Annotated in this window: 12 protein-coding genes; 6 read left to right on the forward strand and 6 right to left on the reverse strand. The window is 39.0% G+C overall.

The features are described from left to right. Window positions 1-200 precede the first annotated feature (200 nt). Window positions 201-530, forward strand: a complete 330-nt coding sequence (locus tag OSH00_RS20265) for a hypothetical protein (protein WP_266131921.1) — start codon at window positions 201-203, stop codon at window positions 528-530. A gap of 93 nt (window positions 531-623) precedes the next feature. On the opposite strand, the gene OSH00_RS20270 is transcribed toward OSH00_RS20265, so the two are convergent. Both OSH00_RS20270 and OSH00_RS20275 read right to left on the reverse strand, forming a co-directional pair. Next, window positions 624-1,217 (reverse strand): 1-acyl-sn-glycerol-3-phosphate acyltransferase, encoded by a 594-nt coding sequence (locus OSH00_RS20270; RefSeq protein WP_266131922.1) that lies wholly within the window; start codon window positions 1,215-1,217, stop codon window positions 624-626. A 175-nt stretch (window positions 1,218-1,392) separates the two neighbouring features. After that, window positions 1,393-1,746: a hypothetical protein gene (locus OSH00_RS20275; RefSeq protein WP_266131923.1), complete on the reverse strand. Its 354-nt coding sequence runs from the start codon at window positions 1,744-1,746 to the stop codon at window positions 1,393-1,395. Between the two features lie 169 nt (window positions 1,747-1,915). On the opposite strand from OSH00_RS20275, the gene OSH00_RS20280 reads away from it, so the two are divergent. Then, complete coding sequence (locus OSH00_RS20280; protein ID WP_266131924.1) at window positions 1,916-2,407, forward strand: copper resistance protein NlpE; 492 nt, start codon at window positions 1,916-1,918, stop codon at window positions 2,405-2,407. A 91-nt stretch (window positions 2,408-2,498) separates the two neighbouring features. On the opposite strand, the gene rhtC is transcribed toward OSH00_RS20280, so the two are convergent. Beyond that, on the reverse strand, window positions 2,499-3,119 hold the full coding sequence (rhtC, locus tag OSH00_RS20285; protein ID WP_196074996.1) for a threonine export protein RhtC: 621 nt from the start codon (window positions 3,117-3,119) through the stop codon (window positions 2,499-2,501). Window positions 3,120-3,271: 152 nt separating this feature from the next. Continuing rightward, window positions 3,272-6,400, reverse strand: a complete 3,129-nt coding sequence (locus OSH00_RS20290; RefSeq protein ID WP_266131925.1) for a DNA translocase FtsK — start codon at window positions 6,398-6,400, stop codon at window positions 3,272-3,274. A gap of 310 nt (window positions 6,401-6,710) precedes the next feature. Here OSH00_RS20290 and trxB point away from each other — a divergent pair, with 310 nt between their 5' ends. The 4 genes from trxB to OSH00_RS20310 all read left to right on the forward strand — a co-directional run bounded on the left by trxB (window position 6,711) and on the right by OSH00_RS20310 (window position 10,962). Then, window positions 6,711-7,664 carry a thioredoxin-disulfide reductase gene (gene trxB, locus OSH00_RS20295; RefSeq protein ID WP_196074998.1) on the forward strand — a complete coding sequence of 318 codons (954 nt, stop codon included), beginning with the start codon at window positions 6,711-6,713 and terminating at the stop codon, window positions 7,662-7,664. Between the two features lie 109 nt (window positions 7,665-7,773). Then, entirely contained in the window at window positions 7,774-9,324 is a 1,551-nt protein-coding gene (locus tag OSH00_RS20300; RefSeq protein ID WP_266131926.1) for a class I SAM-dependent methyltransferase, read from the forward strand. Window positions 9,325-9,392: 68 nt separating this feature from the next. Next, window positions 9,393-10,124, forward strand: coding sequence for a leucyl/phenylalanyl-tRNA--protein transferase (gene aat, locus OSH00_RS20305; RefSeq protein WP_266131927.1), 732 nt, complete (start codon window positions 9,393-9,395; stop codon window positions 10,122-10,124). A gap of 22 nt (window positions 10,125-10,146) precedes the next feature. Continuing rightward, window positions 10,147-10,962, forward strand: a complete 816-nt coding sequence (locus tag OSH00_RS20310) for an arginyltransferase (RefSeq protein WP_266131928.1) — start codon at window positions 10,147-10,149, stop codon at window positions 10,960-10,962. A gap of 29 nt (window positions 10,963-10,991) precedes the next feature. On the opposite strand, the gene rimI is transcribed toward OSH00_RS20310, so the two are convergent. Next, window positions 10,992-11,450 carry a ribosomal protein S18-alanine N-acetyltransferase gene (rimI, locus tag OSH00_RS20315; protein WP_266131929.1) on the reverse strand — a complete coding sequence of 153 codons (459 nt, stop codon included), beginning with the start codon at window positions 11,448-11,450 and terminating at the stop codon, window positions 10,992-10,994. 110 nt (window positions 11,451-11,560) lie between these two features. Beyond that, window positions 11,561-12,442 carry a metal-dependent hydrolase gene (locus tag OSH00_RS20320; protein WP_196075003.1) on the reverse strand — a complete coding sequence of 294 codons (882 nt, stop codon included), beginning with the start codon at window positions 12,440-12,442 and terminating at the stop codon, window positions 11,561-11,563. Between the last annotated feature and the right edge of the window lie 212 nt (window positions 12,443-12,654).

Here is a 12,654-nt window from a genome sequence, read left to right on the forward strand (position 1 = left end):
CATCGATGGAAATAAAAAAAACCAATCTTCGGATTGGTTTTAACATTTGACATAGTCAAAAAATCTAAACTGTCGCGCCAAGCTGACTGTCGTTTTATCCATCAATTATTCATCTAATTCCGATGATTGTTCAATTTCAATCTATTTTTAATCAGGGATTCATCTTAAAATTTCGCATCTATTCTTGTTACATATCTGCAATGAAAGCCTTCCTATTATTCAGTGTCATTGTTCTCCTCGCCGGGTGTACACTGGGTACATCTCGTGAAATAAAAACTGCGGAAAAAATTCTCAATCAATTCCAATGTAACAATATAGAAACCGCTGAACTCACTCATAGTGCAATTAATCTTTATCATGAACATTCACTTGCAGTGAGTAAAGAAAAAGCCACAGAATATATAGAACGTTATAAATCAGGAGAGGAATTATTTAAAATTCCTTTAGATGAAGTGGTTCAGCAGCAATATGATATTTATAAAACTGCATGTGAATCACTCGGTGGCGTGCAAACGGAAAAACACCCATAATTTAAGGCAAACAAAAAAATAGGAATAAGCAAAATCATTATTCCCATGTTGAAATTCAATGGACTATATTTATTAGATCACGCAAGTTGTGGATTAAAACTCGGCCTCTGGCATAAATCTGGTATCGACACTAAATAAATCAGGATGTTTGGGATTAATCTGCGCATAAAACGCCATGATTTCAGCCATATCCTGCTGATAATCTCCTGTCGGATATACAATTTTACCGATACCAGTTTTTTTCTTGGCATAATCCATATATGCCAATGCAATGGGTACACCCGCATTCATTGCCACATGGTAGAAACCTGTTTTCCACTGTTCTTGTTTAGAACGCGTTCCCTCTGGCGTGACCAACATCACTAATTTAGAATGAGATTTAAATAAATCACTCATCAACTGAACCATACTTGGTCGAGTTTCACCATTTTTCTTGGGACTACGATCAATGCCAATTCCGCCCATTGCACGAACAAAAGGTCCAAAAGGTAATTTCATATAACTGTCTTTGATGGTAATACGAACGTGAACACCCAAAGCTTTAAGTGCTAAACGTGCATAGAGTGCATCCCAGTTGCTGGTATGTGGTGCAGCGATCATCACACATTGATCAATGTTTAAATCCCAATGGTTATCAATTTGCCAGCCCATCCACCCTAAACTTCGCTCAGCTAATTTTTCGAACACCCTACGCCCCAACAGATAAAAATTTGCGCAGGATTGTAGCAATCATCATCCTAGATAAAAATGCAAATCGCTGATAAAACAAACGATTAATATATAAATGTATAAAAATAATTGAAAGCTAAATTTGTCAGTAAATCTCCAAAATTAAATCAATTTTGCAAAGAATTTGCATATATCAATTTTTAGCTGATTTAAAATACTGAATCCAATGTAATTCACGACAATGATTATCAAAATGAATGTTTTGCGGATGAATCTTTTTATTTGATTGGTGAATGACTTGATATTCAATCCAGCTTTCTAAACATGCTTCCACTTCAAAAAGACGATTGTCCTGTTCTATGGTGTGTTTAAGTTGAGTTCCATCAAGAAAAGTATAAATTTTGGTGGTCTGAGTAAATGTTATATCATCCAAATATGTTTGCTCAGACTGTTCAACCACATGCTCTATTTTGAGTCGGTCATTACCTCTTTCTTGATGGCTTTGCATATCATAAATACACGCAATGTATTCAGCCAAATGAGTCATAACTTTAAATTAATAGCATCACTACAGAATCAATATCGTAGCTCAAGTTGAGTCAATAGACTACATTACACTGCATTTCCTTACATAATTCACATTTTTTATCAGTGAGATAGCTTATATAGTCTCAATTAAATGCTTTATATAAAAACTGATCTATTTAGGTGATACGATGAAAAAAAAACTCTTGGTCATTTCACTGTTAGGGCTTACTTTAAGCGCTTGCTCCAAACCAACTCATCAAGCTTCTGAAGATATTCAAACCACTGTACAAACTCAGGCTGCTGCATCTCATGAGGCAGCAACACCAACGATCGACTCAGAGCATAATGCACAAAATAGTTTAGATTGGGCTGGTGAATACAAAGGTTTGCTCCCCTGTGCTGATTGCTCAGGAATCAAAACCAAACTCATCCTAAAATCTGATCATACATATGAACTGACCGAAGAATATGAAGGCGTTAAAGGTGAAGGCAAAGAATTTAAGACTCAAGGTCGTTTCAGCTTTGATGAATCAGGATCGATTATCGGTCTAGATAAAAATGCGGATGGACGTAAATATTTTGTCGGTGAAAACATTCTTGAAGCGCGTAGCTTTGACACAGGCGAAAAAATTGAAGGTCCACATGCTGAGCTTTATCAACTCACCAAAAAGGCTGAATAACCAATGAATCTCAAGAGATATTGATCCTCTATGTAAATAGTAACATGATAAAAAACCTGCTAAAGCAGGTTTTTTTCAATTGGCGTAAAGATCAATGGTTGCCTATCAAATAAATCCCAAACAATGTAAATATTCCACCAGACACACCATCAATCCATTTTGAGGCATTTTGATAAGCAGCTTTAAAGCTTGGCAATGAAAAGACAAAAGCCACAAAACTGAACCAAATTAAAGTTTCAATTGAAACAATCACAAATAATAATGAATGCAATCCATCTAAATTTGGATTTGCTAAAAAAATAGAAAAAACGCTACCAAAATAAATCACTGCTTTAGGATTGGATAAATTGGTCAAAAAGCCTTTGAGGAAAAAGCGAAAGTTACTTTGTGGAAGTTCAAAATGGTGTTGCGGAGTCAGCACTTTTTTACTCAATGCAGACTTCAACATTTGATAGCCGAGCCAACACAAGTAAATCCCGCCCACCACCAAAATGACATGTCGTAGCCAAGCCATTTTTTCAAAAATAATATTGAGTCCCATGAGTGCGAAGAATGCCCAGAACATCACACCTGCTGTAATTCCAAGCACGACAAAAATGGATTGTTTCCTTGAGCGGCTGATTGCTGTTTGAGAAACAAGGAAAAAATCTGGGCCAGGTGTGATAAGTGCACAAAAATGAATAAAGATTAAAGTGCTTAATGCAATCAACATTTGCTAAATTCCATTTAAAGATGGCTATTTTATATTAGTGTGAAAATTCATGTTTTACCACAGATGTATTTCAGCTTTTTTATAGGAACTCTGATTGGTTTTTTTTATAAAATAAGTTGCAATCGGTCGAAACCAATTGCAACTTGATCGCATCAGACCAGAATATCTCGTTTACCGTTAGGTCCCTGTTCGCTGACAATCCCCTGCTCTTGCATTTGATCGACAATACGCGCAGCACGGTTATAACCTAGGCTAAACTTACGTTGTAACGATGATACTGACACCTTGCGTGTTTCCAATACAAAGGAAACACATTGGTCATAGAGCGCATCACGGTTTGGGTCACCATCACCATCTTCAAAACCACGTGAAGCAGGTTCCTCGTCAAATGGAGTAAGAATTTCATCAATATAGTTTGGTTCACCACGTTCACGCCATGCGTCACAGATCCGATTGACTTCATCATCGGAAATAAATGCCCCATGTACACGTTCAGGGTCAATTTTACCTGGTCCAAGGAAGAGCATGTCACCATGTCCAAGCAAGTCTTCTGCGCCTCCACCATCAAGAATCGTACGCGAGTCAATTTTACTGTTTACGCGTAATGCGACACGGGTTGGAATGTTGGCTTTAATTAAGCCGGTGATCACATCTACAGACGGACGTTGTGTCGCTAGTAGTAAATGAATACCTGCAGCACGTGACTTTTGCGCCAGACGCGTGATCATCTCTTCCGCCTTTTTACCTACCTGCATGATCATGTCTGCAAACTCATCCGCTACGATGACAATAGAAGGTAAGGGTTGCAAACGTGGCGCGCGTTCCTGTGTAGCAGAATCACTGGCTTTCCACGTCGGATCAATGATATCTTCACCATTGGCAATGGCTTCTTCAACTTTACGGTTGTAGTCTGCCAGCTTGCGAATCTTCAAGAATGACATCAGTTTATAACGTCGTTCCATCTCATTTACACACCAGTTCAATGCACTTACAGCATCTTTCATGTCTGTAACAACTGGCGTTAATAAATGAGGAATATCATTATAATTTGCCAATTCCAATTGCTTAGGGTCAATTAAAATCAAACGTAATTGGTCAGGCGTATATTTTAGCAACATCGATAATATCATCGAGTTTACTGCGACCGACTTACCTGAACCGGTTGTCCCTGCAACCAGCATATGTGGGGCTTTACCTAAATCAGCAATCACCGGATTACCTGAAATATCTTTCCCCATGGCCATTGAAAGTAATCCGTTTGGATCTTTGAATGCAGGTGTCTCGAGTAATTCAATCAAACGTACCATTTCACGGCTGCTATTTGGCACTTCAATTCCGATATAAGGTTTACCTGGAATAACTTCAACAACACGCACTGAAGCCATAGACATTGAACGCGCTAGATCTCGTGAAATATTGGTTACTTTAGAAGCTTTGACCCCAGGCGCAAGATCCAACTCAAAACGAGTAACTACAGGTCCAGGCTGCGCTTCAATCACTTTTGCTTTGACATTGAATTCTTGTAGTTTAATTTCTAGCAATTCAGATAAGCGAGAAAGTTGCTCAGCTGTAAAGTTGACCTTTTTATTTGGATCAACTTTATCCAGCAACTCAAAGCCAGGCAAAGTAGGCAGATCACGACGCTTTTGTGCAACCTGCATTGCACGTGACATAGGTCGACCGAACGCATCTGTCAAGGGTGCATCCAAATCGAAATCGTCTTCTAATTCCGCAAATTCACTATCCAGTTCATCTAGAGGTTTACCCGCTGTCTCTTGCCACGCCTCTCTAAAAGCATCTTTATTGGATGAAATCAAAGATTTCTCTTCTTCGCTCACCAAGGTTGATGCGGTTAAATGGGTTTGAATATTGGCACGGGTAAACGGCGAAGATTGGGCATAACTATTGGTGGTTCTTGCCTCAGCTGTTGTTGTGTGTTCAATGGATGCCTGTTCAGGGTGCGTTATTTCATGCGTTTCAGCAAGTTGATCATCGGCAAGTGAAGCAAGCTCATCCAGTTCGCGGGCTAAACTTGATGTCGCCACAACAGTCGGTGCAACCGCACCACCAGCATGGGCAAAACTGCTCGCAGGCTGAACGGTATCTGTTGATTCAACTGGCGTATGTGCTGTATTCACATTAAATGGTGTATGAATATCTGTTGCAGTCTGCCCATTTGGAACCACCGATAACAATTCATCAAACACTTGATCATCGTCCCAGTCTAGTGAAGATTTTTGCTGCATCTGCGGCTTGCTTATCACCTCAGCAGCATGTGAATGGGGCAAATGATCTGAATATTTATTTTCATTTTGATCTTCAGAAGCTCTGAGCAGTGCATCGATATCACGATTGTGATCCTGATCTTGACTCAATGCTTTCCAAACCTCACCTGAGGAAACCGTACGTTGACTGTCCTGCTCTAAACGATGCGCCTTTTCCAACGTGCGTTCCAAGGTTTCATCATCGATAATATCTTGATCAAAGTGAATATCCGGGTGAGCTTTATGCTCTTGTTCAATCATGTCGTCAAACAAACGCTCGGCCGTTTGATTATGTTTAGTATTTTTAACAATTAAATGTTCTTTCGGCTGTTGGTCTTGATCAGCCTCAGTAAACTCTGCCTGTGTGGTAATCGGCTCTGTTTTATGCGAATGCACTTTACTCTTTTGTGGTGAGGTCAAATCATAGGCTGACTCACTTTCAGGTACATTTTTATAAAATAAATCTTGCAGATATGCAGGTGTGGCTTTCAACATTGCCCATGTTTTATTCCACTGGATTCCAAAAGCCAAAGTAAATAATACAATCAGTAAAATCAGGATAAAAACGACTGCACCATAGATGGTCATCAGTTGAGATAGACTTTGACCTAACTCATAACCAATAATCCCACCTGAGGCATTTGCCAATGTATCCGCAGGCACATTCCACAACAAATACAATAAACTCGATGTCGCCAGCAAAATGAAAAATTGAGCAGCATAACGAAATGGACGACTCACAAAGCTGCGTGGCCACCATACCTGTATGGCTTCAATAAACATAAAGACAGGGATAAGTAGACTTGCCCAACCTAAGAAACCAAACAATAAATCAGCAATCCAAGCACCTGCAACACCACTGGCATTTGAAACCTGTTGCGTATCACTGGAAATATGCATCCAACCTGGATCAAATGGGGTATAGGTCACTGTTGCAAGAAACAGATAGATCCCAAATGAAATCAAGAAGATTGTTGTTAAAAAGCGCTGTGCATAAACATTTGACACCGCAGTCATATACGATCCTGTAACCAATTATTCAAATTACTCTTTTCTGAAGCTTTTAAGCTTTTCTTGAGAGAAGAAATTTTTATATTATGCACCTGTTCTTAAAAAAAAGATGCACTATTATTTACTTGTGTTGTAAAGCATTGTTAGAAATTTAAAGTTTTATTTGCATGAAAATGCTCAACAAACTTATTTCATCTTTCTATATAGCTCAATTCGATTTAGATGATCAATATTATCGACATTCAAGCCACACCACTTTGACTAAGTTTCACGTATAATTCGGACAATTGCTATATTTTTTATAAAAGGATGACTTATGAGCGCTCGTCACTCTCGGTTGATTATTCTCGGTTCTGGTCCTGCAGGTTATAGTGCAGCAGTATATGCGGCACGTGCCAACTTAAAACCAACATTGATTGCAGGTATGCAGTTGGGTGGTCAATTAACCACAACGACTGATGTTGAAAACTGGCCGGGGGATGCTGAAGGTTTAACAGGTCCTGCATTGATGGAGCGTATGCAAGCACATGCTGAACGTTTTGGTACTGAAATACTCTACGATCACATCAATGAAGTTGATTTGAAAGTACGTCCATTCGTACTCAAAGGTGACATGGATGAATACACGTGTGATGCTTTAATTATTGCGACTGGTGCAACAGCACAATACTTAGGTTTGGAGTCAGAACAAGCCTATATGGGGCAAGGTGTAAGTGCTTGTGCAACCTGTGATGGTTTCTTCTATAAGAACCAAAAAGTCATGGTTGTGGGCGGAGGTAACACTGCGGTCGAAGAAGCATTGTATCTTTCCAACATTGCTTCACATGTGACGCTTGTTCACCGTCGTGACAAATTACGTTCGGAAAAAATTCTTCAAGACCATCTCAATGAGAAAGTCAAAGAAGGAAAAATTTCGATTATCTGGAATCATCAAGTCGAAGAAGTTCTCGGTGACAGCAACGCAGGTGTTACTTCTGTACGCCTTAAATCAACTCAGGATAACTCAACACAAGATGTTGAGGTTTCTGGTATGTTTGTGGCGATTGGTCATAAACCGAATACTGCAATGTTTGAAGATCAACTTGAGTTGCGCAATGGCTATATTCAAGTCCGCAGTGGTACAGCAGGTAATGCAACAGCAACATCTGTTGCAGGTGTATTTGCTGCAGGTGATGTGGCTGATGATGTGTATCGTCAAGCGATTACTTCAGCGGGTTCAGGCTGTATGGCTGCACTGGACGCAGATCGTTACTTAGATGGTTTAGAATAATTCCCTTATTTTTGTAAAAAGAAACCGCCTACATGGCGGTTTCTTTATTTTTGATTTATAAATAAACAGGATCAATGATTTTAAGTAAACATCAATTACAGGAAAAAAGATGACAACAACGTGGACCGATGGCTACCAGACTGAAGTAAATTACACCTATGGCTATTACAAGGACCTTAGTCCCAATTATCAAAAATTTTGTTTATTGCTGAATGGGGTAGATTGCCCACCTGCCAAAGATGATCATAAACATTGTGAATTAGGTTTTGGTCAAGGGGTCAGCCTGAATATCCACGCTACCTCGAGTTTTGGGTTATTTTTTGGTACTGACTTTAATCCTGCACATGCGGCACATGCCAATGTCTTGGCTGAGCAGACGCAAGTACCACACCATTTTTACGATGCCAGTTTTGAAGAATTACTGAATAAAGACCTCCCCATGTTTGATTCCATCAGTCTACACGGTATTTGGAGTTGGATCAGTCATGAAAATCAACACATTATTCTACAGTTCATTCGGAAATTTCTAAGCCCGAACGGGATTGTCTATATCAGTTATAATTGCTTAACTGGCTGGGCAGCCAATATGCCGATTCGAGAGTTATTTCATAGTCATTTTAAATTTAACAGCACCAGCACCAACCCACTGCAAAAAGTAAATGACTCACTTGAATTCAGTGAAGCCTTGCTCACCCAAAATCCACTGTTTGCACAACGAAATCCCAATGCACTGAATAAAGTCCAAGACTTAAAAAAACAAAATCCGAATTATTTGGTTCATGAATATCTCAATCAAGATTGGCAATGTTTCTCATTTCAGCAAGTGGTTAGAATCCTAGAAGAAATTAAACTGACCTATGCAGGTTCAACGGACTTAAATACCCATTTAGATAATATCAATTTTAGTGATCAGCACCAGCAGTTTTTAACGACCATTGAACATCCGATCTTTAAAGAACAATGTAGAGATTATTTTGCCAATACTCAATTTAGAAAAGATCTCTTCATTCGCGGTAAAAATACCCTTACCCCATTGGAAATCCAACATCGCTTGAGAAATACGGCTTTTGTACTCTTGACTGCACCTGAAAAGCTACCGACCACCATTGCCGGCTATTTAGGTGAGTTCGATTTACTCCAAGAGGTTTACCAACCGCTAGGCGCATATTTTAAAAAGTCTGACTATCAGCCACAAACTCTTGCCCAACTCGAACAAGTCATGCCAGACATTACTTATGCCAAACTGTTAAATGCCTTGGTCATTTTGTGCCACTTGGGTTTAGCTCAACCCTGTCAGCAAGAATTATCTGAGCAACGAACCCATCAGGCCCAGAAATTAAATCACTACTTCCTCGAACAAGCCAGCTATCATACCAATTATCAAGTATTGGCATGTCCACTGACGGGAATAGGCATTCCGAGTGATCAGTTTACCCAACTTTTCTATCGAGCCCATTTTGTGGAAGGCTTAAATTCTGCACCAGAATTTGCTCAATATGTTTGGGATGTCCTCACACAATTAAGATGGTTAGTTCTGGATCAACAAGGTCAGCCTGTTTCTGATACAGAAACCAGCCTCAAAATTATTGAAGAAAAAGCACAGTTTTTTTTAGACAGCGATAAACTCAAAATTGCGAAACAATTGAAACTTTTTGCATAGCATCTATTTAGACATCCCAGCTCAAGATCAGCTAAGATAAAGCTGATCTTTTTTATTGATGATATTCCGTGAACTCATTACCACCTTCACAATTTATTTTCCCAGATCCAATAGAAGCTGATCCAGACGAGCAAGGTTTAATTTGTATAGGTGCAGATTTAGATCCATCAACACTTTACGAAGCTTATACGCATGGTTTGTTTCCATGGTTTTCTGAAGGGGAGCCGATTTGCTGGTGGAGCCCCGAACCACGATGTATTATTCGCCCTCACGAATATAAGCCCAGCAAATCACTGCTGCGCAATATGAAAAAGTTTGATTATCAAATCACCATTAATCATGCTTTTGAACAAGTCATTCGCTCGTGTTCCCTGCCCCGTCAATATGCCGATGAAACTTGGATTTCTGAAGAAATTATTCAAGGCTATTGTCAGCTTTTTCAGGCAGGTTATGCTTATAGTGTTGAAGTGTGGCAGCAAGACAACATTGTGGGTGGACTGTATGGTGTCAGTATTGGGCATGGTTGTTTTGGTGAATCCATGTTCAGCACACAAACCGATGTTTCCAAAATGGCATTTTATACCCTCATGCTCTTAGGTCGCGAAAACAGTTTGCCTTGGATAGACTGTCAGTTGGTCAATGATCACTTAATCAGCTTAGGTGCTTGCACACTTTCTCGCCATGAATATCTTAAATCGTTACAAGATGTAATAAAACAGCCCCCTATAGATTGGAAAAGTTATCAAGAGCGTGTATTTTCAAGTAAAACAATAGCGAATTTTTCGCGCTTAATGGAATGAAAATAAAAGGAGGGGCTGATTTATGAATTCTTATCATCCTAAGTCCCTATTGAATGACTTACAATACTATATTACCCCACCACATGATTGCAGCTATCTGGAAAATAAATCAGCACGCATGGTTTTTCTTGATCCTGTTCATAGCATTGATGTGGTCACGCTTTCAGAACTATCGCGTGTGGGTTTTAGACGCAGTGGGGACTTTGTTTATCGCCCTGAATGCCATCTATGTCGCCAATGTTTATCTTGTCGAGTTCCAGTTTCTGAATTTGAAATGACCAGTGCGCAAAAAAAAGCATGGAAACGCAATCAAGATCTCACGGTCAAAATTATTTCCACCCAAGAGGCGAACCAAACACATTATCTGCTTTATGAACGTTATATTATTGAACGTCATGCTGATGGTGATATGTTTCCGCCCAGTTATGACCAATTTGAAAAATTTTTAATTCACAGTTGTACCAATAGTTTTTTCCTTGAACTATGGAAAGATGACCGTCTAGTTAGTGTATCAACTTGTGATCAACTGGATGATGGCGTATCGGCGGTATATACCTTCTTTGATCCAAGTGAAAGTAAGCGCTCACTCGGGGTCTTTGCGATCCTAAAACAAATTGAATATGTAAAATCGTTGAGCTTGGATTATGTCTACCTGGGCTATTGGGTTCCACATGCCAATAAAATGAATTACAAATCCCAATATGCGCCTTTTGAATTATTATTAGATGGACAATGGCGTCGCATTAATCGACATTTGGATGCCAAGGAGATCCAAGAATTAGGTGATATGCTGATGACCACACTGCCTTCTGAATGGAATGAGCCGATTATTAAATAATCGGCTTGAGCTGTTTGATCTAAATCATTTTATTTAAATAACTTTGAAAAATCATCACTACAGGTTTTGACCATAATGATGGCATGTTCACGATTGCCATCTTTATGAGGATAATAATTTTTCCGTAAATCAATCTGATGAAAGTCTGATTTTTCATACAGTGCAATGGCAGCTTTATTTGACTCACGAACTTCAAGAAAAATTTGTACTGGGTTATTTTTTAACAAAGCAATAGATTCGTCTAAAAGCTGATAGCCTAATCCCTTTCCCTGCTGGCTTGGATGAATGGCCATGAGCAATAAATTCGCTTCATCCAACACAGGTTGTAAAATACAAAACCCAACCACTTGATGATTTCGTTCAATTACCGTACTCACATAGCTGGTAATAGACTCTTCAAACTGACTTTTTTTCCAAGGATGGCTTTGTACTTGGTTTTCAATTTCAACCACTGCTTCTAAATCTGAAGCTTGCATTAAACGAATCATCTTCGTTCATTAACTCAAAATAAAAAAAGAATTATATGAAATTCATGGCATAAGTCGAATAAAAAAGAGCAACAAATGTTGCTCTTAGTTGAATACTGTTAGTGATCCAATCACAAACCTAATTTTGCTTTCCATGTTTCAAGCAAACTGACTGTATCCAAATCATTTGGATGAAATCCAGGTTTAAAATATGCCAACATTTCTTTGGTCATTCCCGTAATAATGCCTTTAGATGGGCTATAGGCATATTTATAAATGATGCCAAGTTCTTTTAGGTTAAGCTTTCCATCATCTTTCAGCAGTCTTACGACAAATGAGGATTGCGCCATAAAGATCAACAGCATTGCAACAACCAGCGCTGTTGTACGTAATCCGTAAGCTTTAATACCTTTACCGAAAACGGCTTCATAAACATCATAAGCCACCGCTTTATGTTCATTTTCCTCTACCGCATGCCAATACCACATATATGACATGGTTGGATCTGTCATCAATTTTTGAATATGTTCATTGACCAATAATTGAGATGCGATCGTTGCAGTAAAGTGTTCCAATGCTGTTGTCGCAGTCAAGTCCACCATTTCTTGAGTCATACCAAACGGTTTAACAGCTCGCGCAAACCATTTACGGGCAGCTTGAATCAGCACGCCTGTTTCGCGCTCATACTTCTCAACATCGTGTCCAAATCGTTTTGCAGATGCATTAAAGTTTTCATGCTCTTTGGTGTGCATGGCTTCTTGACCAATAAAAGCACTGATTTCTTTTTGCAATGCTTCATTGTCTTTAATCGCAGGGTGATAACGAACCGCACGTACGGAATCGATAAACAGCTTTTCACCATCAGGGAACAAAGCAGATAATGCCGTCATGAAATGGGTAATACCTGCCGAATTATCTGCCCAATATTCAGGTACGTTGTCAAAATTAAAATCCATACGACGTACAGGGAACGTTGCACCAGCACGGTTTGAAATATTCACTTTTGCATTCATTGCAGTTACTCCTATTAAGTGAGCTATCACTTAAATTCTTTATGTTTGTTTTTCTCTTTCTTTATCTTACTTTTTTATAATTTTTGGATAATTGCAGATTAGGTCACACAAATATCAGTTAAGGACAGCTTTAGGCTGTAATTGTCTGACAATTTATAAATTTTATTTGTGCCATAAAAAAAGCGCCCCATAGGAGCGCTTTTTTACACAAT

This window comes from Acinetobacter nematophilus (genome assembly GCF_026344175.1).
Classification (GTDB): Bacteria; Pseudomonadota; Gammaproteobacteria; order Pseudomonadales; family Moraxellaceae; genus Acinetobacter; species Acinetobacter nematophilus.